21 protein-coding genes are annotated in these 24,041 nt (G+C 68.4%); 14 read left to right on the forward strand and 7 right to left on the reverse strand.

Annotation, left to right across the window (positions count from 1 at the left end; translation table 11 throughout):
• Positions 1 to 609: 609 nt before the first annotated feature.
• Together A176_RS01030 and A176_RS01035 are read right to left on the reverse strand one after the other, a co-directional pair.
• Positions 610 to 1,080: a macro domain-containing protein gene (locus tag A176_RS01030; RefSeq protein WP_002633348.1), complete on the reverse strand. Its 471-nt coding sequence runs from the start codon at positions 1,078 to 1,080 to the stop codon at positions 610 to 612.
• A gap of 58 nt (positions 1,081 to 1,138) precedes the next feature.
• Complete coding sequence (locus tag A176_RS01035) at positions 1,139 to 3,175, reverse strand: lamin tail domain-containing protein (protein ID WP_002633347.1); 2,037 nt, start codon at positions 3,173 to 3,175, stop codon at positions 1,139 to 1,141.
• 214 nt (positions 3,176 to 3,389) lie between these two features.
• Here A176_RS01035 and A176_RS01040 point away from each other — a divergent pair, with 214 nt between their 5' ends.
• The 5 genes from A176_RS01040 (at position 3,390) to A176_RS01060 (ending at position 8,592) form a co-directional block, all read left to right on the forward strand.
• Entirely contained in the window at positions 3,390 to 3,887 is a 498-nt protein-coding gene (locus A176_RS01040) for a hypothetical protein (protein ID WP_002633346.1), read from the forward strand.
• Positions 3,888 to 3,986: 99 nt separating this feature from the next.
• Positions 3,987 to 4,841, forward strand: a complete 855-nt coding sequence (grpE, locus tag A176_RS01045; protein WP_002633345.1) for a nucleotide exchange factor GrpE — start codon at positions 3,987 to 3,989, stop codon at positions 4,839 to 4,841.
• A gap of 5 nt (positions 4,842 to 4,846) precedes the next feature.
• Positions 4,847 to 6,667 (forward strand): molecular chaperone DnaK, encoded by a 1,821-nt coding sequence (gene dnaK / locus A176_RS01050; RefSeq protein WP_002633344.1) that lies wholly within the window; start codon positions 4,847 to 4,849, stop codon positions 6,665 to 6,667.
• A gap of 66 nt (positions 6,668 to 6,733) precedes the next feature.
• The gene (locus A176_RS01055; protein WP_002633343.1) at positions 6,734 to 7,033 is read left to right on the forward strand and encodes a hypothetical protein; all 300 of its coding nucleotides are present in this window, start codon (positions 6,734 to 6,736) and stop codon (positions 7,031 to 7,033) included.
• A 107-nt stretch (positions 7,034 to 7,140) separates the two neighbouring features.
• A complete protein-coding gene (locus A176_RS01060; protein ID WP_082282663.1) occupies positions 7,141 to 8,592 on the forward strand; it encodes a serine/threonine-protein kinase in 1,452 nt (483 codons plus the stop codon).
• A gap of 54 nt (positions 8,593 to 8,646) precedes the next feature.
• On the opposite strand, the gene A176_RS01065 is transcribed toward A176_RS01060, so the two are convergent.
• Positions 8,647 to 9,525 (reverse strand): YsnF/AvaK domain-containing protein, encoded by an 879-nt coding sequence (locus A176_RS01065; RefSeq protein ID WP_002633341.1) that lies wholly within the window; start codon positions 9,523 to 9,525, stop codon positions 8,647 to 8,649.
• 343 nt (positions 9,526 to 9,868) lie between these two features.
• Between A176_RS01065 and A176_RS01070 the strand changes: the two genes are divergently transcribed.
• The 8 genes from A176_RS01070 to A176_RS01105 all read left to right on the forward strand — a co-directional run bounded on the left by A176_RS01070 (position 9,869) and on the right by A176_RS01105 (position 16,853).
• Positions 9,869 to 10,240 carry a hypothetical protein gene (locus A176_RS01070; protein WP_226994139.1) on the forward strand — a complete coding sequence of 124 codons (372 nt, stop codon included), beginning with the start codon at positions 9,869 to 9,871 and terminating at the stop codon, positions 10,238 to 10,240.
• A gap of 33 nt (positions 10,241 to 10,273) precedes the next feature.
• Positions 10,274 to 10,975, forward strand: a complete 702-nt coding sequence (locus A176_RS01075) for a YsnF/AvaK domain-containing protein (RefSeq protein ID WP_002633339.1) — start codon at positions 10,274 to 10,276, stop codon at positions 10,973 to 10,975.
• Positions 10,976 to 11,098: 123 nt separating this feature from the next.
• Positions 11,099 to 12,304 carry an ABC transporter substrate-binding protein gene (locus A176_RS01080; RefSeq protein ID WP_002633338.1) on the forward strand — a complete coding sequence of 402 codons (1,206 nt, stop codon included), beginning with the start codon at positions 11,099 to 11,101 and terminating at the stop codon, positions 12,302 to 12,304.
• The gene (locus A176_RS01085; RefSeq protein ID WP_002633337.1) at positions 12,304 to 13,224 is read left to right on the forward strand and encodes a branched-chain amino acid ABC transporter permease; all 921 of its coding nucleotides are present in this window, start codon (positions 12,304 to 12,306) and stop codon (positions 13,222 to 13,224) included. The genes A176_RS01080 and A176_RS01085 overlap by 1 nt, the downstream gene beginning before the upstream one ends.
• Complete coding sequence (locus A176_RS01090) at positions 13,224 to 14,288, forward strand: branched-chain amino acid ABC transporter permease (RefSeq protein WP_002633336.1); 1,065 nt, start codon at positions 13,224 to 13,226, stop codon at positions 14,286 to 14,288. Before A176_RS01085 ends, A176_RS01090 begins: the two co-directional genes overlap by 1 nt.
• On the forward strand, positions 14,285 to 15,169 hold the full coding sequence (locus tag A176_RS01095; protein WP_044890534.1) for an ABC transporter ATP-binding protein: 885 nt from the start codon (positions 14,285 to 14,287) through the stop codon (positions 15,167 to 15,169). The genes A176_RS01090 and A176_RS01095 overlap by 4 nt, the downstream gene beginning before the upstream one ends.
• Positions 15,166 to 15,921: an ABC transporter ATP-binding protein gene (locus A176_RS01100; RefSeq protein WP_002633334.1), complete on the forward strand. Its 756-nt coding sequence runs from the start codon at positions 15,166 to 15,168 to the stop codon at positions 15,919 to 15,921. The genes A176_RS01095 and A176_RS01100 overlap by 4 nt, the downstream gene beginning before the upstream one ends.
• Positions 15,922 to 16,103: 182 nt before the next feature.
• Positions 16,104 to 16,853 carry a hypothetical protein gene (locus A176_RS01105; protein ID WP_002633333.1) on the forward strand — a complete coding sequence of 250 codons (750 nt, stop codon included), beginning with the start codon at positions 16,104 to 16,106 and terminating at the stop codon, positions 16,851 to 16,853.
• An 830-nt stretch (positions 16,854 to 17,683) separates the two neighbouring features.
• On the opposite strand, the gene A176_RS01110 is transcribed toward A176_RS01105, so the two are convergent.
• The 3 genes from A176_RS01110 to thpR form a co-directional block, all read right to left on the reverse strand.
• Positions 17,684 to 19,753 carry a putative metal-binding motif-containing protein gene (locus tag A176_RS01110; protein WP_044890533.1) on the reverse strand — a complete coding sequence of 690 codons (2,070 nt, stop codon included), beginning with the start codon at positions 19,751 to 19,753 and terminating at the stop codon, positions 17,684 to 17,686.
• Between the two features lie 54 nt (positions 19,754 to 19,807).
• Positions 19,808 to 20,425, reverse strand: a complete 618-nt coding sequence (locus A176_RS01115) for a YiiX family permuted papain-like enzyme (protein ID WP_021781434.1) — start codon at positions 20,423 to 20,425, stop codon at positions 19,808 to 19,810.
• A gap of 97 nt (positions 20,426 to 20,522) precedes the next feature.
• On the reverse strand, positions 20,523 to 21,080 hold the full coding sequence (thpR, locus tag A176_RS01120) for an RNA 2',3'-cyclic phosphodiesterase (RefSeq protein ID WP_002633329.1): 558 nt from the start codon (positions 21,078 to 21,080) through the stop codon (positions 20,523 to 20,525).
• Between the two features lie 37 nt (positions 21,081 to 21,117).
• On the opposite strand from thpR, the gene A176_RS01125 reads away from it, so the two are divergent.
• Positions 21,118 to 22,479, forward strand: coding sequence for an adenylate/guanylate cyclase domain-containing protein (locus A176_RS01125; protein WP_002633327.1), 1,362 nt, complete (start codon positions 21,118 to 21,120; stop codon positions 22,477 to 22,479).
• A 70-nt stretch (positions 22,480 to 22,549) separates the two neighbouring features.
• On the opposite strand, the gene proS is transcribed toward A176_RS01125, so the two are convergent.
• Entirely contained in the window at positions 22,550 to 24,001 is a 1,452-nt protein-coding gene (gene proS / locus A176_RS01130) for a proline--tRNA ligase (protein WP_226994141.1), read from the reverse strand.
• Positions 24,002 to 24,041 lie beyond the last annotated feature (40 nt).

Below are 24,041 nucleotides of genomic sequence, written 5' to 3' on the forward strand. Positions count from 1 at the left end.
TGCTGCTCTTCCTAGCCCTGGCCGTGCGCATTCTGCTGGCGCGCGCCCGTTGACATGCGTAACGCAACCGTCCGGCAGTGAAGTTCTGTGGTACGCGGCTATTTCGCGTACCACGCAGTTCCCACCAACGTCTCCGCCATGGGGCGATTCCGAACGCAGGTCGGCCAGCACTGGTATCGGGCGCTCCGGCGTCGGAGCCAGCGTGACCAGGCGACGTGGGCGAGGATGAAGACCTTGGTGGACCGAGGGCTTCCGAAAGCTTGTAACCAGCACACCTGGTCTGAAGCGCGGTTCGACGTCACCGCTCAAGGCAAGAGCCCAGTGCATTTGCCGCGCCCGCTGGGATCTGTGCGGGGAGATCCAGCCTTCACGGGTGAAGAGTTGCCTCTACCGCGACCGTAGAAGTCGTCGCTCGTCACTACGGCACCGTTTGCGCGAGTGCCTATGTCAGCGCGGTTTCGACCCCAGCGAATTTTGCATGGAGTACCGTGCATCGTGGCGATCGACCTCGCCCTTCCGTTTGAACCTGCCGAAGGCGTACGCTCAAGCCGCAACTGTAAGACGGGGAACATGCAAGGCCGAGACGCGTTGGAGTGGTTCAACGCCCTGTCAAGGCAACTCGACCACGGCGCCGGGCACGTACTTCTCGAAGACAACCAGCGTCACCGGCGTGGTCTCCCCGATACCCTGCAGGAGTTCGCGAACAGGCTCCCAGGGGAGTCCGCCGAGTCCTGCGCCGATTCGCGGCAGGCCGATTCTGCTGATGCCCAGCGTCTCCGCTTGTTTGACCATCGTGGAGAGCGAGCTTTTGATCGCTTGCAGGTCGGCCTTCGTTCTCCAGGTCTTCTGCGTGCCGAGGTTGAACACCGTCACGTTCGCTGCGGTCCAGGTGAACACGTCCCCCAGCTTGAAGCGGCCATCAGCGCAGCGCTGCTTGTACTCCACGTACATCTCCGGGAACCGTGCCCGGAACTCCACGGCGATGCCCTTGCCCATGGCGCCTGCGCAGTTGCAGCCATGCGCCAGGGCTTGCAGGCCGTCCTGCTGAAGGAGATCGCCGCTGACAAACAGAGTGGGCATCGTCTCAGCGCTTCCTTCTTGGCCTGTTCGGGCTCGCTCAATGGAGCGGCCCGCCGTGTCAGAACTCCGCGCCGACAGCCCGCTGCCCGGGCGAAGCCTGCAGGCCCGTCTGCAACTGCGTATGCGGCACCCAGGTCCCGGTAGCGCTGCCGTCCGGGCTCCGGTTGTAGGAGATGCCCACCGTCGTATCCTGATACCCCGCGCTGTCCTGCACGGTGTTATCCGGCCGCACCAGGAACACGGTGTCTCCACTGCTCCCCTGATTGACGCCCCGGTTCAAGTACAGCCCGCCGCCCGAGGCGGACGTGGCATTCGTGGCGCCCAGCGGCACAGCCGTCGGGCCCGAGTACACGACGTACGACTTGCCCGGATGAATCATCGTCCCCGCGGGGAACACGTGCCGCACGGGGTCGCTCCCTGCTTGCGAGTTGGCGTCGTGAATCTTCCATCCGCCCAGGTCCACGGCCGTGGTGCCTCCGTTCACCAGCTCGACGAACTGGCGGTCATAGTCAGGCGTCGACGTCCCCGGCACGTTGCCCGTCTGCGGCAGGTACTCGTTGATGAACACCGGGTACTGCGACCCGCCGTTCCTCGGCCCACCTGAGTCCGGCTGGCCGAAGTTGAAGCGGCTGATGATGGGGTAGTGGTCGGAGGTGTTGTTCCGGTATCCAGAGATGTTCGGACGCAGCACCCGCGCCGAGTTGGGGACGTAGCTGTCCCACATCTCGTTGGAGACGAGCTGGTGGCTGATGAATGAGCTGTGGCTCGTCGTGCTGCCCACGCCGGCTCGCGACAGGGCCTCGGTGGTGAAGCTGTAGCGGGCCGTGTCGCTGACGAAGTTGCGATAGGGCGACTCGAACTTCCTCCCCGTGTCGGGATTGGTCGCGATGGACTCGTCGACGTCGTCGTTCCAGTCGCCAATCACCATGACCCGCTGCGTGGGCAGGCGCAGGTCCAGGTAGTCCTTGAGTCCACTCGAGGCAGACAGCCGCCGCGCATAGTCCGCAGCGCCCGCGTAGGCCTTCATGTGGAGGATCAACGCCGTCACGTCCACGCTGGCTCCGTCCGGGCGCAGGATGCGCAGGTCGACACGGAGCGGCGGACGGCCTCCGAAGTCCCAGCTCTGATTCAGCATCACGACGTCCGCGCGCAGCACCTGCACCACGTCTGACTTGAACAGCACGCCGACCTTCTGGTCGTTGGCCCCGTAATACGACGTGCCCGAAGACACCCGCGTGCCGTCATCCGCGAGGAATCCGTCATAGCCAGGCAGCCGCGCCTTCAGCTCGTTGAACTGCGCTGTGTTGACGATCTCCGCCAGGCCCCAGATGTCCACGCCCGCGTCGGCGATGACGGCCTGCACGTTGGACAACTGCAGGGGCTCATTGGTCGGCCCGTTCTGCGGGTCACCGAACCACTCGATGTTCCAGTTCGCCACCGACAGCGGGAAGGTCCCCTCATGCGGGCCTCCGTCCGGCGCCCCTCCGTCCGGCGTCTCTCCCGGCGCCAGCACCTGGAGCCCGAGCTGCACCCGCGCCTCGGCGCCGTGCGCGTCCTTGACCCGCAGGGTGACGGGGTAGTTGCCCTCGCCTTGCGGCTGGCCATTCAGCAACCCGTCGGGATGAAGCTCGATGCCCGTGGGCAGCGCGCCTTCCACCACCTCCCATTCCAGCGGCGGCCGCCCACCCGTGGCGACCAGGACGTGCTCGTAGCTGCCTCCCGTCCTGGCAATGGGCAGCGTGGCACTGGTGACCTCGGGCCGCGCCCAGACTCTCAGCGCGTACGTGCGCACGTGCTCCGTGCCGTTCGCGTCCCGCACCGTCACCGTGATGGAGAAGTCCCCGGCCTCGCTCCCCGGCCCCAGCAACCGTCCCTCTCCCGTGAAGAAGGAGAACCCCGGCGGAGGCGGCGTCACCGTGTAGCGCAGGGGCGGCTCGCCGCCGGACGCGGTGAACATGGCTTCGTAGTCGAGCCCCACGGTCGTGGGCGACAGCTCGACGGCGGGCAACTGCGGAGGGACGGTGGTGCCGCGTCCATCGCAGGCGGACAGCAGGGTGAGGACGGCGAGCATCCCCGCCATTCGGATCAACGACATGTCGGCGGGCTCCAGCGCGGGCTTCGAGGCACAGAGCCCGCGAAGGGCGCACTCTATCCCCGGTGGGCGCTCCCGTACACGCCTGCAATGGCCGGGGCCCTCATGCGTGTTTCATGTCAGGGAATCACCGGAAGACTTTGCGCTTCCAGGGATACGTAGAGTGGAATGCTTGCGGATTCGGGGGGGGACGTCCGCCCCATGGAGGACACGGCGCATGGCCAACAACAAGTGGGACAAGCAGCAGTTGATGGAGTTCCTCAAGCGCACCGGTGACGAGCTCAAGCGCACCACCGATGACCTGCGGGGCGAGGCCAAGCGCCTCCTCAAGGAGGTGAAGGACCCCGACAACCAGGCCAAGGTGAAGGAGGGCCTGGAGCAACTGCGCACCTGGGCCGCCAGCACCAGCAAGGTCGCCGCGGAGAAGATTGAAGTCGCGGTGCGTCAGGTCGAGGGCGCCGTGGAGCGCGCCTTCAAGCCGGAGGAGGAGGGCGGCGAGCAGGCCTCCCCCAAGTCCAAGTCGGCCGAGCCCGCCGCGGAGGCCAAGGCCCCCAAGGGCGGCGCTTCCCGCCCCTCGGGCAAGAAGGCAGGGGGTAAGTCCATTGGCCGCAAGAAGTCCGGTGCCGCCGCCAAGAGCCCCGCGACGAAGGCCGCCAAGAAGACTGCTTCGGGTTCCAAGAAGACGATTGGAAAGCCGAAGAAGCCCACCGCCTGAGCGTGAAGTTCCGCTGGGCGTGAAGCCCGCCTGCCAGGGGGCCGGGTCGGATTTCTTCGTCCTTCTCGACATTTGGAGTGTCCTGCGGCGCGTGAGATAGTGCGCGCCGTGGCCGGCTCGAACGACAAGAGCAGAATCCAGACGGAAATCGGGCAGGACGTCATCGACGCGGCGGTACGCAGCGTCGAGCGTCACATGGACGAAGAGGACGAGGTGACCGTCATCGAGATGGGGGGCTCAGGCCCGTCCACCTCGGCGGAAGCCGACGTGTCCCCGTCTCCCGAAGAGACTCCTCCCTCGCCCAGCGAAGCGGCGGCACCGTCCGAGGACGTGGCGGCGCTTCGCCAGGAGGTGGAGGCCCTCAAGGCGCAGGTGGAGTTCAGCCAGGCCAAGGGCCGCGAGACGATGGAACGTCTGCGTGAGGCCCACGAGCGTGCCAAGGAGGCGCAGGAGCGCACCGTGCGTCACGCCGCGGACCTGGAGAACTACCGCAAGCGCGCGCAGAAGGAGAAAGAGGAGGTCCAGCGCTTCGGCTCGGAGAAGCTGCTCAAGGACCTGCTCCCGGTGTTGGACAACCTGGACCGCGCGCTCGACGCGGCGGCCAAGTCGCCGGACCTCGACAGCTTCGAGAAGGGCGTGGCCATGACGCGCAAGTCCTTCGAGGACGCGCTCGGCCGCCACGGCGTGAAGGGCTTCAGCGCCAAGGGGCAGCCGTTCGACCCGCGCCTCCACGAGGCCATCCAGCAGGTGGAGACGGCGGACGTGCCCTCGGGCCACGTGGTCCACGAGGTCGTGCGCGGCTTCCACCTCAACGACCGGCTGGTCCGTCCCGCCATGGTCGTCGTCGCGCGCGCGCCGGAGCCCGTCGCGGCCGCCGAACCCGCCGCGGCCACCGACACCGGGGCGCCCGCCGCGCCCGAGCAGACCGAGAACTCTTCCGGGGGGAGTCAGTAACCATCATGGGCAAGGTGATTGGAATCGACCTTGGGACGACCAACTCGTGCGTCGCCGTCATGGAGGGCGGCGAGCCGGTGGTCATCCCCAACAGCGAAGGCAGCCGGACCACGCCTTCCATGGTGGGCTTCACCGACTCGGGTGAGCGCCTGGTGGGGCAGATTGCCAAGCGGCAGGCCATCACCAACCCGGAGAACACCGTCTTCGCGGCGAAGCGGCTCATTGGCCGCAAGTTCGACTCGCCCGAGGCCAAGAAGGCCATTGGCGTGTCCCCGTTCAAGGTGGCCTCCAGCCCCAACGGCGACGCGTGGGTGGAGATTCGCGGCAAGGGCTACAGCCCGCCCGAGGTCTCCGCCATCGTCCTGATGAAGATGAAGCAGACGGCGGAGGACTATCTCGGTGAGCAGGTCACCGAGGCGGTCGTCACCGTTCCGGCCTACTTCAACGACAGCCAGCGCCAGGCCACCAAGGACGCCGGCCGCATCGCCGGACTCAACGTCCTGCGCATCATCAACGAGCCCACCGCGGCGGCCCTGGCCTACGGCCTGGACAAGGTGCAGGAGGGTGGCACCGAGCGCATCGCCGTCTATGACTTGGGCGGCGGCACCTTCGATATCTCCATCCTGGAGCTCAACGCCGGCGTGTTCGAGGTCAAGAGCACCAACGGCGACACGTTCCTGGGCGGTGAGGACTTCGACCAGCGGCTCATCGACTACCTGGCCAAGCGCTTCGCCGAGCAGAACAACGGCCTGGACCTGCGCAAGGACCGCATGGCGCTCCAGCGCCTGAAGGAGGCCGCCGAGCGCGCCAAGCACGAGCTGTCCAGCGCGCCGGAGACGGAGGTGAACCTGCCGTTCATCACCGCCGATGCCACCGGCCCCAAGCACCTGACGGAGACCGTGGACCGCGCCACCTTCGAGGCGCTGGTGACGGACCTCATCGACCGCACCATCGAGCCGTGCCGCATCGCCCTGAAGGACGCGGGCCTGCCCGCGCAGCAAATCAATCAGGTGCTGCTGGTGGGCGGCATGACGCGCATGCCGCGCGTGCAGCAGAAGGTGAAGGAGTTCTTCGGAAAGGACCCTCACAAGGGCATCAACCCGGACGAGGTCGTCGCCGTGGGCGCGGCCATCCAGGGCGGCGTGCTCAAGGGCGAGGTGAAGGACGTCCTCCTGCTGGACGTCACGCCGCTGTCGCTCGGTGTCGAGACGGCCGGTGGCGTCTTCACCAAGATCATCGACAAGAACACCACCATCCCCTGCAAGAAGAGCCAGGTGTTCTCCACCGCGGTGGACAACCAGCCGCTGGTGAGCGTGCACGTGCTCCAGGGCGAGCGCGAGATGGCGGCGGACAACAAGACGCTGGCGCGCTTCGAACTGGTGGGCATCCCGCCGGCGCCGCGTGGCGTGCCGCAAATCGAGGTGTCCTTCGACATCGACGCGAACGGCATCGTGCACGTCAGCGCCAAGGACCTGGGCACCGGCAAGGTGCAGCAGGTGCGCGTGGTGAGCAACTCCGGCCTGTCCGAGGCGGAGATCCAGGCGATGATTTCCGACGCGCAGTCGCACGCCACCGACGACAAGAAGAAGGAGCTGGCGGAGCTGCGCAACAACGCGGACGGCCTCATCTACACGACGGAGAAGAGCCTGGAGGAGTACGCCAGCCTCCTGTCGGAGAAGGACCGCGAGGAAATCAAGGCGGACCTGGAGCGCCTCAAGGAGGTGCTCAACACCACCGACACGGCGGTGCTCAAGGAGTCCTTCCAGCGCCTGGAGGGCAGCGCCTACCGCATCGCGGACGCCATCTACACGGGGCAGGCGAGCTGAGCGTTCGCAATCGTTCCGGTGCTCCCGCGTAGACTGCCCAGCGCGCAGTCTTCCTGGAGCACATCGATGGACGTCACCGAAGGCATCGTCATGTCCTTCATCACCGCCATGGTGGTGGGGGTTCCCCTGTTCGGGCTCACGCTTCGCTTCTGCCTCAAGCCCCTGGTGGAGGCCTTCATCCGGTTGAAGGAGGTCCCGCAAGGCGGCGGCGTGGATGTCCAGTTGCTGCGCGAGCGCGTGGCGTACCTGGAGCGGGTGATGGAGGCGCACGGGCTCATCGAGGATCGCGTGCCGCTGGCGCTGCGCACCGGCTCGCCCGAGCGCTTGCCCGCAGTGTCCGCTGTGAAGGACCGGGAGCGCGTATAACCGCGCACCGCGCGGGCCTCGGGTTTCCGGAAAGGTGATTCCGGGTGTTGAATGCACCCGTGGAATTTCCTTCATTGGAGGACGAGGTCGTTTTTCTCCGGGCCTTGATGTCCGTGCATCGCATGGCGGACGTCATCCTGGAGGACTGCTTGGAGCGAGGCCTGGACCTCGACTCCGGGCTGGACGTGTTCCTCACGCAGTGTGCCCGGCTGGTGCATGCCCCCGCGGGCTTCGTGTCCTTGCGCGGCACGCGCGGCCCCGTGGTGACGCGGGTGCTGGGCGAGCCCGGCGTGGACGTCCAGCAGGCGGCGTTCTGGCAGGGCATCCGCAAGCTCGACGACGGGCGGACGCTCTTCTGCACCCGGCTGGCCCTGGGCAGCCTGGAGCTGGGCGGCTTGGGGTTGGTGGCGGAGGGCCGCTTCGAGGACGGCGGCCGGATGGTGATGAAGCTGGTGGAGGCCATCGGCGAGCAGCTCGACACCGCCGTGCTGGGCTTCCTCGCGCTGACGGGGGGCAAGAGCGCGCTGGAGCGGTTGGACGGGCTCGCCGCGGATACGCCGCCCCCGTCGCGAGGCCACATCGGCCGCTATGAGGTGGTGACGCCCCTGGGCACGGGCGGCATGGCCCAGGTGCTGGTGGCCCGGACGCGAGGGCCGGAGGGCCTGGGCCGCATGGTGGCCCTCAAGCGCATCCTCCCGCACCTGTCCTCGGACCCCTCCGTCGTGGAGCAGTTCCTGGACGAGGCCCGCATCGGGCTGCGGCTGGCGCACCCCAACCTGGTGCACGTCTACGACTTCGGCGAGGCGGAGGGCGCCTACTTCATCGCCATGGAGCTGGTGCGCGGCGTGGACCTGGAGCGGCTCATCCGCGCCGTTCGGGGCCCGCTGGAGCCGGCGCACGCGGTGGCGGTGGTGTGCCAGGGGTTGATGGGCCTGCAGGCCGCGCACTCGCTGCTCGGCGAGGATGGCGCGCCGCTCGAGCTGGTGCACCGGGACATGTCCCCGCACAACCTCATGGTGGGGTTCGACGGGCGGGTGAAGGTGCTGGACTTCGGCGTGGCCAAGGCGCGCGCGCAGCGCACGGTGACGCTGCCGGGCATCGTGAAGGGCAAGCCGCTGTACATGTCCCCGGAGCAGGCGCGGGGCATGAAGCTGGACGCGCGCAGCGACCTGTTCTCGATGGGTCTCATCCTCTACCAGGCGCTCACCGGCGTGCGCGCCTTCGAGAAGCCCGACGAGCTGGCCACCATGCACGCCATCTGCGACGAGGCGCTGCCGTCCCGGCCCTCGCACATCTCCCGCTCGCTGTGGAGCGTGCTGCGGACCGCGCTGGCCAAGCGGCCCGAGGCGCGCTTCGGCAGCGCGGAGGAGATGGCGGAGCGGTTGGCGGATGCCTGCCGGCCCGCGAGCGATTCAGAGCTGGTGCAGCTCATGCTGAAGCACTTCCCTGACCGCAACCGGGAGTTCGAACGGCTGGAGCGCTCACCCCCGGCGGGGCCGCTGGGCAGCGCGGATGAGACGCCCATCATGCGCCCGGTGCGGCTGAAGACCCCGGGCTGAGGGAGAAGGCCCGGCCCTCTCGAAGGGGGGGCCGGGGTGCCTTCCCGCGTGTCCTCAGTACCCGCGCTTCAGCGGGTCGTCGGTGGGCGCGTTCAGCGTGCGGGGCCGCTCGTCGCTGCCCTCGGTGCGGACGTCCACCTGCTCCCGGCGCACGTGCTCGGAGATGTGGCGCTCCTCGTCGATTTCATCCTTGTGGATGACGACCTCCTCGCTGACGACGGCGCGCTTCTGGACCTCGACCTCCTCGGCGCGCAGCGGGACGACCACGGTCTCCTCCTGGAAGGAGGCGTTCATCGCCGGGCGGCCCGGGCTCACGTCGCGGCGCTCCACGCGGACGCGCTCGCGGCGGACGGGGACGTCGATTTCCTGGTCCTCCTCCACGACGTCCTTGTGGACGCGGACCTCACCCGCCTGGACGTCCCGCTTGAGGACGTCCACCTCCTCCTTGTGCACGGGGATGGTGATGTCCTCCTCGCGGCCATGCAGGCCGCGCGCGCCCACGGCGGTGTCCGTGTCCAGCCCCGCGCCGTAGCGGGCCTCCTTGCCCAGCCGCGTGTCGTAGCCCGTGTCGTAGGTGCCTCTGCTCACCGTGTCCGCGCTGGTGTCGATGCCCGCGCGGGAGCGCGCCGTGGCCCGGTCGGTGTCCAGGCCCACCGCGCCAGGGCCCACACCGGCGCCCGCGCCCGTCCCGGCGAGGGTGTCCGCGCGGCCCTCATCCGACAGGCGGCTCAGCATCTCCTTGCCGTGGCTGAGGATGATTTCGGCGCCGTCGATGCGGCTGATTTCGGAGTACCGGACCAGGTAGTCCTTGGGGAAGAACAGGCCCTTCTCGATATGGAACTCGCCCTCGCCCACGGCGAAGACCTTGCCGAGCTTCTCGCCGTCGATGCTGCGGACGACCATCCCTTCCTTGATGTCGCTGCGTTGGTACATGGCTGGCTCCTCGTGACCAGGGCGGGTGGACCGGCTGGCAACACCCTGGACCCCGGTGCTGGTGGTGGCTTCGCGTGCGAGCGCGAGGCGCTGGGGTTTCCACCCCGGTCACTTTGGAAGGTGGGAGCGCGCGGGCGCGGTAACAGGGGCCAAGGACAAAGTGCCAGTTGGCTCGGCCATGTGCCTGCCCGCCCGGACACCCGCCTGTCCTGTCGGCTGCCCTGAGTCACGGGCCAGAAGGACCCCCGCCCGGGGCTTCTCACGGCGCCGGGGCCCACCCCATCTTTCCTTCAGGCGAGGTGCGCCCGGGCCATGCGCCGCGAGCGCCTGACGGGAGAACGTCATGAGGAGCAGGCAAGGAACCTGGGAACCGTGGCGCGGGCGCGAGGAGTCATGGGTGGGCGGCGCGGCCGTCGGTATCGGGGCGCACCTGGTGGCGACGGGCGTCCATTGGTTGCTCCGCCCCGGCCTTCGCGGCCCCGTGGTGGGCGTGGCGTGCGCCTCCGGCTTGCTGGGCGCGCTGGTGGCGGGCCGGCTCGCGAGGCGGCGTGCCCGGGTTCCCGCCCTGGCCCTGGTGTCCACCTCCCCACCGGCCGCGGTCTGCGCGCCGCGTGAAGAAGCAGAGGCCCCTCCACGGCCTTCCGTGGAACGGGTGCTCCGGCGAGGCCCGAGCGGCCGGGAGCAACCCTGGTTCGAGACGACGGCCCCGGCGTGAGCCGTCACCACACGACAGGAAGGGAGTCCTTCGATGCGCTGGGACGTACGGGAAGGAATGCGGGTCTTCACGGCGGATGGGACGCGGCTGGGCACGGTGGTGGGCTGCGGCGAGGAGTCGTTCGCCATTGAAGGGGGGCTGCTGCGCGTGAAGGGCTTCACCGCGCGCTACGGTGACGTGGTGGACGTGCGCGACGCCGACGTGCACCTGGGGCTCACCCGGGACGAGGTGTCACCCTCCGAGGGCGCCGGTGGTGGCCCGCCCGAATCCGTGCTGTCCTCCAGCTTCGCGACGCCCGCAGAGCTGGTGGTGCCGCTGGCGCATGAGGAGGCCCACCCCCGCGTCGTGGTGCACGAGACGGGGCAGGTGCGCATCCACAAGGTGGTCCGCACGGAGGTGCGGCAGTTCTCCGTGCCCGTGCGGCGCGAGGAGCTGCTGGTGGAGCGGGTGTCCGAGCAGGCCGTGGCCGCGGAAGGCGCACCGGTGGCCGCCGCGTCCGCCCAGCCGGTGCTGGAGGGGCTCGTGCCCTTCGAGGCGGGCACGTTCGTCATCCCCCTGCGCGAGGAGCGGGTGGAGTTCACCAAGACCGTCCATGTCTGGCAGGAGGTCGCGGTTTCCCGGTACACCGCCGAGGAACTCCAGAAGGTCCATGCCACCGTTCGGAAAGAGACGGCCGAGGTGGAGGAGCGGGGCGAGGTGCTCCACGACGGCCCGGTGGACGGGCTGCACTCCTGACTGACGCGCCGCACAGAGGGTGAGTAACGGGGGCACGGGGCGGCTGCGAGCTTGACCCATGCAATGGTGTCCCCTAGAAAACCGGGGCTTTGCCGTGTCAGTTCCTGAGAAGGGAAGCCCCGCATGCGACGACTTGCCCCGATGCTCCTCGCCGCGCTCGCCGTCATGGCGGCCGCTTGCGAGAAGAAGACGCAGCCCGCTCCTTCGGGTGAAGGAGGCTCGCAGGCCGCGCAGGGGCAGGGAGCAGCGCCGGGTGGCGCTCCGGCGGACGCGAACACCATCCTGCTGGGGCAGGTGGGCTCGCTCACCGGTGGCCAGGCCACCTTCGGCATCTCCACGCGCAACGGCATCGAGCTGGCCCTCAAGGAGGCCAATGCCGCGGGCGGCGTGAAGGGCAAGAAGCTGGCGATTCGCGTCTACGACAACCAGAGCAAGCCCGAGGAGGCCGCCCAGGCCGCCACGCGCCTGATTACGCAGGACAAGGTCGCGCTCATCCTGGGTGACGTGGCGTCGTCCAACTCGCTGGCCATGGCGGAGAAGGCGCAGGCGGCGGGCGTGCCCATGATTACGCCGTCCTCCACCAACCCCACCGTCACCGACAAGGGTGACTACATCTTCCGCGTCTGCTTCATCGACCCGTTCCAGGGCTTCGTGATGGCGAAGTTCGCGCGGGAGAACCTGAAGCTGAACAAGGTGGCGGTGCTCCAGGACAACAAGAGCGCGTACTCCATTGGCCTGGCCGACGTGTTCACGCGCAAGTTCACGGAGATGGGCGGCAAGGTGGTCGCGGTGGAGAGCTACAGCCAGGGCGACACCGACTACCGCGCCCAGCTCACCGCCATCCGCAAGTCGCAGCCGGAGGGCATCTACGTGCCGGGCTACTACAGCGAGGTGGGCATCATCGCCCGCCAGGCGCGCGAGGTGGGCCTGAAGGTCCCGCTGATGGGCGGCGACGGCTGGGACTCCGAGAAGCTCTTCGAGCTGGGCGGCAGCGCCATTTCGGGCAGCTACTTCTCCAACCACTACTCGCCGGACAACCCGGACCCGCGCGTGCAGAAGTTCATCGCGGACTACAAGGCGGCCTACGGCGCGGTGCCGGACGCCCTGGCGGCGCTGGGCTACGACGCCGCCCGCGTGGCGGTGGCCGCGCTGGAGCGCGCCAAGGACCTGAGCGGTCCGGCCGTGCGTGACGCCATCGCGCAGACGAAGGACTTCCCGGGCGTGGCGGGCACGGTCAGCCTGGACGCCAACCGGAACGCCGTGAAGTCCGCCGTCGTCCTGAAGGTCGAGGATGGCAAGACGCAGTACGTCACGACCATCAATCCCTAATGGCGCAGCTTCTTCAGCATCTCATCAACGGACTGGCCGCCGGCACCATCTATGCGCTCGTCGCGCTCGGCTACACGATGGTGTACGGCGTCCTGAAGCTCATCAACTTCGCCCACGGCGACGTCATGATGGTCGGCGTCTACATGGGCTACGCCACCGCGTTCGCGCTCGGGCGCGACATGCGCAGCTCCCTGTTGGGCGTGGCCGTCGTGTTCGCCGTGGCCATGTTGGGCTGCGCGCTGCTCGGGTTCATCATCGAGCGCTTCGCGTACCGCCCCCTGCGGGAGAAGCCGCGCCTCACCGCGCTCATCACCGCCATTGGCATCTCGTTCGCGCTGTCCTACGGCTTCCAGTTGGACATCGGCTTCCTGCCGGGCGCGGCGCCTCGGGCCTTCCCGGAGGTCATCGAGCCGGTGGAGTGGCTCGTGATTGGCGACCGCGACGTGGTGGTGTGGAACTGGCAGGTCATCAGCTTCGGCATCGCCGTGACGCTGATGGTGGGCCTCCAGTTCCTGGTGTTCCGCACGCGTTTCGGGCGCGCCATGCGGGCCGTGTCCTGGGACCACCGCGTGGCGGCGCTCATGGGCATCCCCACCGACCGCGTCATCGCGCTCACGTTCATGCTCAGCAGCGCGCTGGCGGCGGGCGCCGGCCTGCTCTACGCCATCAAGGACACGTCGGTGAGCCCGCTGATGGGCCTGTACGTGGGCCTCAAGGCCTTCGTGGCGGCGGTGATTGGCGGCATCGGCCATGTGCCGGGCGCCGTGATTGGCGGGCTGGTGCTGGGGCTGGTGGAGGAGTTCGTGGTGGGCTACGCGGCCAGCACCTGGCGTGACGCGGTGGCCTTCGGGTTCCTCATCCTGGTGCTGCTGGTGAAGCCGGGCGGCCTCTTCGGCCGTGTCGCCGCGGAGAAGGTGTAATGGAGACTCCGGCGATTCCCGCTCCCGAGGCTGGCTCCGCGGTCCCCGCGTCCCTGCGTGGCATCCTGCCCGTGATGCTGGCGCTGCCCGTGTTGGCGCTGTTCCAGTGGCTGATGAGTGACGCGCCGTTCGCCTCCTACCTGCTGTCGGTGGTGGGGGTGAACATCATCCTGGCGGTCAGCCTCAACATCGTGAACGGGATGACGGGGCAGTTTTCCATTGGCCACGCGGGCTTCATGGCGGTGGGGGCGTACATCGCGGGCGTGATGTCGCTGAACCTCAAGGAGGTCGCGCTCTCGTTCCTGCCCGTGGCCGCCAGCGACCAGGTGTTCTTCGTTGCGTCGCTGCTGGTGGGCGGCCTGGCCGCGGCGCTGTGCGGCTTCCTGGTGGGCCTGCCGTCGCTGCGGCTGCGCGGGGACTACCTGGCCATCGTCACGCTGGGCTTCGGCGAAATCATCCGCGTGGTGGTGCAGAACACGGACGCCTTTGGACGCGCGCTGGGCCTGTCTGGCATTCCGCAGACCTCCACGCCGGCCATGGTGTACTTCTGGGTGTTCCTCACCGTGCTGGTGGCCCGGCGCATCACCGGCTCCAGCCACGGCCGCAGCCTCTGGGCCATCCGCGAGGATGAGGTGGCCGCCGAGGCCATGGGCGTGGACACCACGGGCTACAAGGTCCGCGCGTTCGTCATCTCGTCGTTCTTCGCGGGCATCGCCGGCGGGCTGTTCGCGCACTTCGTGCCCATCATCAACCCCGGCTCGTTCACCTTCGTGAAGTCGATGGAAATCGTCGTCATGGTGGTGCTGGGCGGCCTGGGCTCCACGACGGGCGCCATCGTCGCGGCGACCTTCCTCACGCTGCTGCCCGAGGGCCTGCGCTCGCTGTTCTCCGTGCTGGGCGCCGAGGGCAGCCTGGCGCAGCGGGTGGACCAGATCCGCATGCCCGTGTACGGCCTCTTGCTGGTGGTGCTGATGCTGGCGCGGCCCCAGGGCCTGTTCGGGACGAAGGAGATCTGGGACGTGTTGCCGCGGTGGATTCCCCGCAAGCGCAAGGGGCTGGCGTGAGCGCGCTCGTGCAGGAGACGAAGGCGGAGGCAGGCGCACCGATGCTCCAGGCGGACGGGGTGAGCATCCAGTTCGGCGGCCTCAAGGCGCTGACGGACTTCAACCTCACCGTGCGGCAGGGCGACCTGCTGGGCCTCATCGGTCCCAACGGCGCGGGCAAGTCCACGGCGTTCAACGTGCTGACCGGCGTGTACCAGCCCACCCAGGGCGAGGTCCGCGTGGCCGGTCAGCGCGTGAATGGGTGGCTGCCGCATCAAATCAACCACCTGGGTCTGGCGCGCACCTTCCAGAACATCCGCCTGTTCCGCGCGCTCACCGCGTTGGACAACGTGAAGGTGGCGTGCCGGGCACAGGGCGCGCTGCACCCGGAGGGCGTGGGGCTGGGGGCGAAGGTGAAGGGCGCCTTCGCCAACTACCGCGACTGGTGGCGGGCGCTGCTGCTCACCCCGCGCTTCCAGCACGAGGAGCGGGAATTGACGCGGCAGGCGGAGCACCTGCTGGAGGTCATGGGCCTGTTCCACCGCCGTGACGAGGAGGCGCGCAACCTCCCCTACGGCGAGCAGCGCCGGCTGGAGATCGCGCGCGCGCTGGGCACGCAGCCCAAGGTGCTGCTGCTGGACGAGCCTGCGGCCGGCATGAACACCCGGGAGAAGGCGGACCTGATGGTGCTCATCCGCAAGCTCCGGGATGATTTCAATCTGGGCGTGCTCGTCATCGAGCACGACATGAAGCTGGTCATGGGCATCTGCGAGTTCATCACCGTGCTGGACCATGGCGAGACGATTGCCCGCGGCGCGCCGGCGCAGGTGCGCAACGACCGCAAGGTCATCGAGGCGTACCTGGGCGACAGCTACCTGGAGAGCCACGGAGGGGCGGCGTGAGCGACGCGCACGTGAAGACGCTGGGCGAGCGCCAGGCCTTCCCGCCGCTGTTGTCGGTGGACGGCATCAAGGTGCACTACGGCGCCATCCAGGCGCTCAAGGGTGTGTCGCTGACGGTGGGCAAGGGCGAGGTGGTGGCCCTCATCGGAGCCAACGGCGCGGGCAAGACGAGCACCCTGCGCGCGGTGAGCGGCATGCTCAAGCCCAGCGCTGGACGCATCCAGTTCAACGGGCATGAGACGACGTCCATGAAGGCGCACCAACTGGTGCCGCGCGGCATGGCGCACGCTCCGGAAGGGCGGGGCGTGTTCCCCAACATGTCCGTCCAGGAGAACCTGGAGCTGGGCGCGTACCTGCGCAAGGACACCGCGGGCATCCAGGCGGACCTGGAGAAGAGCTTCACGCTCTTCCCCGTGCTCAAGGAGCGCCGCAAGCAGATGGCGGGAACGCTGTCGGGCGGCGAGCAGCAGATGCTGGCCATCGCCCGCGCGCTCTTGAGCAAGCCGCAGTTGTTGCTGCTCGACGAGCCGTCGCTGGGGCTGGCGCCGCAGGTGACGGAGGCCATCTTCCGCACCCTGCGCGAGGTGAACGCCACGGGCGTGAGCGTGCTGCTCGTGGAGCAGAACGCGCACCTGGCGCTCAACGCGGCCCATTACGGCTATGTTCTGGAGACGGGCGAGGTGGTGATGGCGGGGCCGGGCAAGGCGCTCCTGGAGAGCGCGGAGGTCCGGCGTGCATACCTTGGCGAGTAAGCAGTTGGGTCCCCCACGATGCGGCGTTCGTGGCGTTCCGCTCCGTCCTCTCGCTGACGCTCCGGAAGGCTCCGGCGCGCGTTGAAACTGGCTCCCGACTCAAAGTCGGGTAGTCAGCACCCAGGAAGTTCGACTAGCGTCAATCGACGCACTGCGTTCAACCACACTCAGGAAGTGTGCCCATGTCCCCGTTGTCCCGCCTTGTTGCAAGCCTCGCCACCCTCTCGCTCCTGTCCGCCGCGTGCGCCGGTATGCAGAAGCCTGAGAACCAGGAAGCCTCGTCGACCATCGAGGAGGTTCCCAACGAGGGCGGAGACGCGGTCCCCGCCGTTCAGTTCAACGTCCTGGAGGCCCCCGAGGGCTTCACCGTGAAGCTGCCTCCGATGGAGACTCCCATCGAGCCGACGCGCACGGAGGCCGCGCTTCCGAAGCGGACGGACAAGGCCACGCTCGTCACGTATTCGGCCACCAAGGACGGTGTCAGCTACATCGTCAACTCGGTGGACTACCCGGAGGCGTTCGTCGCCACCGTCCCCGCCGAGGCACTCATCAACGGTGGCATCCAGGGCATTGCCCAGCAGGTGAGTGGCGAGCTGAAGAGCTCCGAGGACATCACCCTGGATGGCTACCCGGGCAAGGCGTACATGCTCGCGTCGCCGAGCGGCGAGGTGAAGGGCCGTAGCTTCCTGGTGGGGCCGCGCGTCTACAACCTCATCACCGTCTACAACGCGGCCATTGGCGCGCCGGGCGCGGATGAGTTCCTGAACTCGCTGACGCTCATCAACCCGCCGCCGCAGGTTGAGCGCCCGGCTCCCGCCGACGCCGACGCGGGCACGGATGCGGGCACCGACGCCGCCGCCACGGACGCCGCGGGTGGTGAGGACGCGGGCACCGCGCCGGACGCGGGTGCTCGTAAGCGCCGCGCCAAGTAGACCTTCGCGCACCGGTTGCCTCGCGGGCACGCTTCCCTTTGGGGAGCGTGCCCGTTGTGTTTTGGGGCGCTGGGTGGGTGGGGCGCGGGCTCATGGATGGCCACGGGCCTCGTTTCGGAACGCGAGCCGCTCCCTTCGCGCACCGGTTGCCTCGCGGGCACGCTTCCCTTTGGGGCGCTCGCTCGGTGGTTGGGGTACGGGCTCGGTGCCACGGGCCTCGTTTCGGAACGCGAGCCGCTCCCTTCGCGCACCGGTTGCCTCGGGGGCACGCTTCTCTCTGGGGCGGGCGCAGGGCCACGGGCCTCGTTTCGGAACGCGAGTCGCTCCTTTCGCGCACCGGTTGCCTCGCGGCCACGCTTCCCTTTGGGGCGCTCGCCAGGTGGTTGGGGCGTGGGCGCAGGGCTACGGGCCTCGCCTCGGAACGCGAGTCGCTCCCTGCGCGCGCTTCTCTTTGGGGAACGTGCCCGCTGTGTATTGGGCACGGATAGCGCTGGGTGGGCGGGGCGCTGACTCAGTGCCGCAGGCCTCGTTTCAGAACGCGAGCCGCTCGGTGGATAGGGCTCCGCGCGGTGGGGATGCCGCGCTTGGGTTCCGTGTGCATGAGGGTGCGCCCGCGCTCGCTGGGGCCGCCGGTGCTCGCTGGGGCCGCCGGTACTTGGGCGACGCTCCGCGTGGCGAGCGCAGCGCGCGAATCCCTTGGAACGGGCACAGCGGCCGGGAAGGGGTTCGCGTGGTTGTGTTTCGGGGAGCCCCGTCCGCGCTGCTTCTGCTGCGCGGGTTTGCCCCGCATCCGCCGCGCTGTCGGCGCGCGGCGGATGCGTCACGGTTGCTCACTGCGGCCAGTGGAAGATCTGGCCATTCTCGCCAGCAATCCAAAGGTCCGCGGGGCTGGTGCCGGCGATGTCCCTGAACCGGGCGCTCGTGTTCTCGTGGATGATCTGCCACTGCGTGCCGTCGTACCGGTAGACGCGGCCGTTGAGCGCGGTGACGTAGACGGAGTTGGCGCCAAACGCGATGACGGACGTCAGGCTCTCATTGTACGTATTGGGGAAGGGCATTCGGCTCCACCTGCTGCCATCCCAGCGAACCACCGAGTTCGAGCCGCTATGGAAATCGCCAACGGCGAATGCGAGCTTGTCGTTCACCACCCAGACGCCCAGAAGTTTTCCGAGGTTGGAGATGGTGCTTTGGACATCCTCGGTCTGCCACGGGCTGTTGCCGTCGGTGTATCGATAGATGCGGGGCCTGGTGTTGCCGGTGTCAAAGCCGCCAACCGCGAACAGCGCTGCCCGTGAGCGGCCGTGGACGTCGTACAGCGGCGCAACGGTCGAGGGCCAGAACGTCAGTGACGCCGCGCCGGTCCCACCGTTCCAAGCGAAGGTCACCCCCTGGTTGTTCGCGAAGGTCGACGTGACGCCGTGAATCTCCAGTTCACCGTTGTGTCGGAATCCGACGAGTCCTTGTACGACGTTGTTCAGTTGGTGGGCCTGGGTGCAGGCGTTCTCGCTTCGGACGAAGTACCTGAGCAGACCCGAGGACGAAGAGCCCATGTGTGCGCGGCCCAGGTTCGCCATGTCCGTCCAGACGGCGTTGTAGCCAGGGTCGTTGTTGCCGCATCCCGAACCCGCGGGGCTGAGCTGGAAGGTCGTCGAGCCAGGCGTGAGGACGGCGACGCCGCCCATGTTGCCCACGACCGTCACATCTCCCGGCGTCTCACTGACGATGGACCGCCACTGTCGCTCCGGCGCGCCCACGAGCCGGCTCACGAAGCTGGCGCCCGCCTCCGGGCACACGCCGGGGCCATCGGACGTTCCATCGCAGTTGTTGTCCAGGCCGTCGCAGATTTCAGTCGCACCCGGATGCGTGAACGGGTTGCCGTCGTTGCAGTCGTCACCCTGGTTGACGTACCCGGCTCCCGGCGAGACGCAAGTCGTGACGGCCGTGCCACTGCCAAATCCGTCGCCGTCTTCATCCACGTACCAGTTGCTGGGAGGGATCGTGGCCTCGCACGTCGTGCCCGTCTGCGCGGCGTCACAGACCTGCGTGCCGGGGCACTGGCCCGCCGCCTCGCAGGCGGTGCCAAGCAGCGGGAACGTCTCATCGATGTTCCCATCGCAGTTGTCATCCACGCCGTTGCAGAGCTCGGGGGCGCCGGGGCGGATGCTGGGGTTGGTGTCGTCGCAGTCATCCGCGGGCCCCAGGACGTAGCCGGCGCCGATGCCCGCGCAGAACGCGACCGCCTCCGCGTGCATGTCACCCCGGCCGTCCTGGTCCCTGTCGGGATAGGCGTAGACGGGAGCCGGCGCGTTGCAGATGACGCCGCCGTCCTGGCCGCACGCGCGGGTGCCGGGGCAGTTCTCGCCCTCCGTGCAGCTCTGGCCCAGGGAGAGCTCCACCTGGTCCGAGATGCCATTGCAGTTGTCATCCACGTCGTTGCAGAGCTCCACCGCGCCGGGGTGGATCGCCGCGTTGTTGTCGTTGCAGTCCGTGCCGCCGGTGAGCACGCTGACGTAACCGTCGCCGTCAGCGTCCGTGGCCTGGAGCGACAGCGTCACTGGGACGGACTCGCCGGGCGTCAGCGTCGCGAGCGCCGAGCTGTTCACCACGGGGGTGCCCGTCTCGCAGCTTTGTTCGTGCGCGAAGGCTTCGATTCGAACGGAGCTGCCCCAGTCGCTGGGCGCGATCACCGCGGCGACCAGGGAGCCCCCTTGGGGACGTGAACCCTTGCCGGGGACGGGCGTGGAGAGCTCTCTTCCACTCGCCTCGTCCCGGGCCTTCACGAGCACACAGCCAGGAAGAAAGCCCGAGTAATTCACCGTGACTTTCACAGCACCGGGGCTTTCATCCTTCTTACAGCCGGCGAGTGCGAGGAGCGGGAGGAGCACCAGGATGCGTCGCATGGCGCGGAGTCTACCGTGTCCCCGCCATGCAGGCGCGTCCTCGCTCGCGCGGCGCTACCTCACGGACGGGAAGTCCGAGTAAACGACGTCCAGTCGTGTGTCGGTGGCGATGCTGGCGGGGGTCACCAGCTCCAGGTCGCTGGGGACACGCTTGCCGTAGCGCTCACGAAGCTGCTGCTCCAGGCCTTTCACTCGGAGCGAGTCCAGCCGCTCCATCTTCCCGTACTCCACGCCGGCGCCTTGGGCGTAGGCCTTGCGCACCAGCTCCGAGCAGTACATCGCGTCGTCGCCCCACTCGAAGCGCCAGTCATACGGCTTGCCCAGGTGGGCCTTCGCCGCCGCCACGGCGTGTTGCCGCTGCGCCTCGCTCAGGGCCTGGGGCCGCAGCACCAGGATGGCGCCCTTCACGCCTCGGGCCTTCCACTTCGAGAAGCGGATGCGTTGCACGGGTTGTACGGCCTCCACCACCCACGCGCCTTGCTCCGTCACCTCCACGATACCCACGTGTGACAGAGGGCTCTGCGTGGCTTGCTGGATGGGCTGTGACTGCGCCGAGCGCGAGGTGTGTAGGACGATGTCGCCCGTCTGAAGTCGGGCTTCCAGGTCCTCGCGTGGCGCGGCGACCGCGTCGTGGGCACCGAGCCACACCCACAGCATGATCAGCCATCGCATCGACGTGTCCTTTCGCGTGTTTATCTGTCTCACCCGCGCGGAATTGCACCGCCGATGCCAGCCACCACCCGCCACGGCGCCAAAGCCGGGTGTGGCTCTACCCCGGTTCGCGCGACAGCGGGACCTCCCACCGGGGCAGGTAGTGGCCTCCCTTGCTTTCAAAGAGGATGAGTCGCTCCACGCGCGCTTCACCCAGGGTGGTTTGCGACAGCGCCTGGACGCAGGAGCGCAGGGCGGGGTCGCCCCGTGGTTCACGTGCGCGCGCCAACGTGAGGTGCGCGGTGTACTCTCGATGCTCGGGTTCGAAGCCCAGGGGTTGGAGCACCCGGGCCGTATCCGCCTGCAATGCCTTCAATGCGTCCGTGGCGCCTCGGACGTCGGCCCAGAGCACGCGGGGGTGCTCGGGGTCGCCGAACGCGCCGCCGCCCTCCACGGACAACGCGAAGGGGGCGTGCCGTGTGCCCACGGGTGTCAGCGCTTCCTGGATGGCGGGCAGGCGCGCGCCATCCACGTCGCCCAGGAAGACGAGCGTGAGGTGGAGGCCCTCCACCTTCACCCAGCGGGCGCGGGGGGCCAGGACGCGCAGGTGTTGCATCCGGGCGGCGGCGCGCGCTTCGACGGTGTCGCCCAATGTGACAGCGGTGAACAGGCGCATGGCTCGAGGCTCCGAGTCTGTTTCAACAAGCATAGGGGTGAACGCGGTGGACTCGCCTCCCGCGAGCCGAGGCGCCGGTGGCGTGCCCACCTGCCTGCCCCTGGGCTCCGCCGTGTCTCGGGGTGGATTGGAGGTGGCGAATCGCCTGGGCTACCGTCTGGGTTCGATGCCGAAGCGCATGCAGGTCGACGAGACACTCCAGAAACGGCTGAACGGTTGGCGCGCGCAGGTGGGGGAATGGCTCAACCGGGTCCGGGTGGCGGGGACCGCGAGTTGGTGGGCCGTGGCGTGGCTGGACGACTGGCGCGTGCCCTCTTGGGCCCTGGCCGCCTACGTGCTGCTGGCCTTCGCGCTCTGGGCGGGCGCGCGGCGATTGCCCGCGTTGGGGCGGCGGCCCGCGTTGGGTGTGACGCTCATCGACATGCCCGCTGTCTGCGCCTTGCAGTGGCTGTCCATCCAGGGCTCGCCAGCGCCGGGCGTCACGGCCTTGCTGACGCTGGGCGTGTTCATCTCGCTGGTGGTCATCGTGGCCCTGCTGACGTTGTCTCGCAGGTACGTGGTGATCGCCACGCTGATGGCCATCGGGTTGGAGGGCTGGCTCCTGTTTCAGGCCCGGCTGACGCCCGATACATTTCTCACGGGCATGGTGCTGGTGCTGACGCTGGCCGCGCTGGCCGCGTCCTTCATTGGCCGGCAGGTCATGGGCCTGGTGAAGGAAGTGGCCCAGGAGGAACTCCAGCGCGAGCGGCTGGGGCGCTACTTCTCCCCCGAGGTGGCGCGGCAGATCGCCGAGCGCGGCACCGACGCCGGCAGTGGTGAGCACCGCGAGGTGACGCTCCTCTTCTCCGACATCCGCGGGTTCACCTCCATGTCCGAGCGCATGGACAGCCCCCACGTGGTGGCGCTGCTCAACGAGTACCTGTCTCGCATGGTGGAGGTGGTGTTCCGCCACGGCGGGACGCTCGACAAGTTCATCGGCGACGGCATCCTGGCGTACTTCGGCGCGCCGCTGGAGTTGCCCGGGCACCCGAAGGCCGCGGTCGCTTGTGGGCTGGCGATGCTGGAGGCGTTGGAGGCGCTCAACGCCGAGCGCGAGCGCCGGGGCGAAGAGCCGCTGCGCATCGGCATTGGCATCCACACCGGGCGCGTGGTGGTGGGGGACGTGGGCAGCGAGCAGCGCCGCGAGTACACCGTGATTGGTGACGCGGTGAACCTGGCCAGCCGCATCGAGGGGCTCACCAAGAAGGTGGGCGTCCCCATGCTGGTGTCTGGCGCGACGCAGGCGCAGTGCGCGGAAGCGTTCCAGTTCGAACCGGCCGCGCCCCTGCCCGTGGCGGGGAAGGCCGAGCCCGTGGCCACCTTCCTGCCTCGCGGCGCCGCCGTGCGTGTGGCGGGCTGAAGAGGCGCGAGGCGGCAGGTGACGCTTCCGTCCCTGCCGCCAGCGCGCCGTCATCCAGCGCGCGGGTGAATCAGTACGCCTTGGAGAACACGATGCGGCCCGGCGAGGACTCGCCGGTGACGACGCACTTGCCCGGCTCCTGCTTGAGGTCGAAGGGACGGCAGCGCGTCGTCAGGCCCGTCTCCTCCTTGATGCGCGCCTCCACCTTGGGGTCCAGGTTCCAGTGCGCCAGCAGGAAGCCCTGGTCCGCCTTCTCCTTCAGCTCCTCGTAGGAGTTGACCTCGAAGGTGTGCGAGTCGCGGAAGGACTTGGCCTTGTTGAACAGGTCCGACTGCATGGCGTCCAGCATGGCCTGGGCCTTGGAGACGGCCTCGTCCAGCGACACGAACTCCTTCTGGCGCAGGTCGCGGCGCACCATGACGCAGGAGTTCTTCGCCAGGTCCTTGGGGCCCACTTCGATGCGCAGACACGTGCCGATGAGCTCGTGCTCGTTGTACTTGAAGCCCGGGCTCTTGGAGTCGTCGTCGTCCAGCACCACGCCCAGGCCGGCCTTGCGCAGGTCCGCGGCCAGCGCGTTCGTCTTCTCCAGCACCTGCGCCTTCTCCGCGTCGGAGGCCTTGCCGAAGATGGGGATGATGACCACGTGCGTGGCCGCCAGCTTCGGCGGGACGATGAGGCCGGCGTCATCCGAGTGGGTCATGATGAGACCGCCGATGAGGCGCGTGGACACGCCCCAGGACGTCTGCCACACGTGGTGCATCTTGCCGTCGCGGCCCTGGAACTGGGTGTCGAAGGCCTTGGCGAAGTTCTGTCCCAGGTTGTGGCTGGTGCCGGCCTGGAGCGCCTTCTTGTCCTGCATCATCGCTTCGATGCTGTAGGTGCGCAGCGCGCCGGCGAAGCGCTCGGACTCCGACTTCTGGCCCGTCATGACCGGCATCGCCATGTAGTCCTCGGCGAAGGCCCGGTAGACCTCCAGCATCTGCCGGGTCTCCTTCTCCGCGTCCTCTTCCGTCTCGTGACAGGTGTGGCCTTCCTGCCAGAGGAACTCGGTGGTGCGCAGGAACAGGCGCGTGCGCATCTCCCAGCGCATCACGTTCGCCCACTGGTTGAGCAGCATCGGGAGGTCCCGGTAGCTCTGAATCCACTTGGCGAAGCTGCGGTTGATGATGGTCTCACTGGTGGGCCGGATGACGTAGGGCTCCTCCAGCTTCGAGCCACCCGCGTGGGTGACGACGGCGAGCTGCGGGTTGAAGCCCTCGACGTGCTCGGCTTCCTTCTTCAGGTAGCTCTCGGGGATGAGCAGCGGGAAGTAGGCGTTCTTGTGGCCCAGTTCCTTGAACTTGGTGTCCAGGACGCGCTGCATGTTCTCCCACAGCGCATAGCCGTTGGGCCGGATGACCATGCAGCCCTTCACGTCCGAGTAGTCGGCGAGCTTCGCCTTCTGGACCAGGTCGACGTACCACTCGGAAAAGCCCTTCTCGCGGGGCGTGAGCTTCTCGGCCATGTGCGGAGCACCCTTCAAAAGTCGTGGAAAGAGGACGGTTGCCTACGCCGGGGCCACC

Origin of the sequence: Myxococcus hansupus (assembly GCF_000280925.3) — a bacterium.
GTDB lineage: Bacteria > Myxococcota > Myxococcia > Myxococcales > Myxococcaceae > Myxococcus > Myxococcus hansupus.

Coding starts and splice junctions, on each gene's coding strand:
- A176_RS01030 (WP_002633348.1), bottom strand. CDS start 1,080: ATGCCCACTCTGTTTGTCAGCGGCGATCTCCTTCAGCAGGACGGCCTG.
- A176_RS01035 (WP_002633347.1), bottom strand. CDS start 3,175: ATGTCGTTGATCCGAATGGCGGGGATGCTCGCCGTCCTCACCCTGCTG.
- A176_RS01040 (WP_002633346.1), top strand. CDS start 3,390: ATGGCCAACAACAAGTGGGACAAGCAGCAGTTGATGGAGTTCCTCAAG.
- dnaK (WP_002633344.1), top strand. CDS start 4,847: ATGGGCAAGGTGATTGGAATCGACCTTGGGACGACCAACTCGTGCGTC.
- A176_RS01055 (WP_002633343.1), top strand. CDS start 6,734: ATGGACGTCACCGAAGGCATCGTCATGTCCTTCATCACCGCCATGGTG.
- A176_RS01060 (WP_082282663.1), top strand. CDS start 7,141: ATGTCCGTGCATCGCATGGCGGACGTCATCCTGGAGGACTGCTTGGAG.
- A176_RS01065 (WP_002633341.1), bottom strand. CDS start 9,525: ATGTACCAACGCAGCGACATCAAGGAAGGGATGGTCGTCCGCAGCATC.
- A176_RS01070 (WP_226994139.1), top strand. CDS start 9,869: ATGAGGAGCAGGCAAGGAACCTGGGAACCGTGGCGCGGGCGCGAGGAG.
- A176_RS01075 (WP_002633339.1), top strand. CDS start 10,274: ATGCGCTGGGACGTACGGGAAGGAATGCGGGTCTTCACGGCGGATGGG.
- A176_RS01080 (WP_002633338.1), top strand. CDS start 11,099: ATGCGACGACTTGCCCCGATGCTCCTCGCCGCGCTCGCCGTCATGGCG.
- A176_RS01085 (WP_002633337.1), top strand. CDS start 12,304: ATGGCGCAGCTTCTTCAGCATCTCATCAACGGACTGGCCGCCGGCACC.
- A176_RS01090 (WP_002633336.1), top strand. CDS start 13,224: ATGGAGACTCCGGCGATTCCCGCTCCCGAGGCTGGCTCCGCGGTCCCC.
- A176_RS01105 (WP_002633333.1), top strand. CDS start 16,104: ATGTCCCCGTTGTCCCGCCTTGTTGCAAGCCTCGCCACCCTCTCGCTC.
- A176_RS01110 (WP_044890533.1), bottom strand. CDS start 19,753: ATGCGACGCATCCTGGTGCTCCTCCCGCTCCTCGCACTCGCCGGCTGT.
- A176_RS01115 (WP_021781434.1), bottom strand. CDS start 20,425: ATGCGATGGCTGATCATGCTGTGGGTGTGGCTCGGTGCCCACGACGCG.
- thpR (WP_002633329.1), bottom strand. CDS start 21,080: ATGCGCCTGTTCACCGCTGTCACATTGGGCGACACCGTCGAAGCGCGC.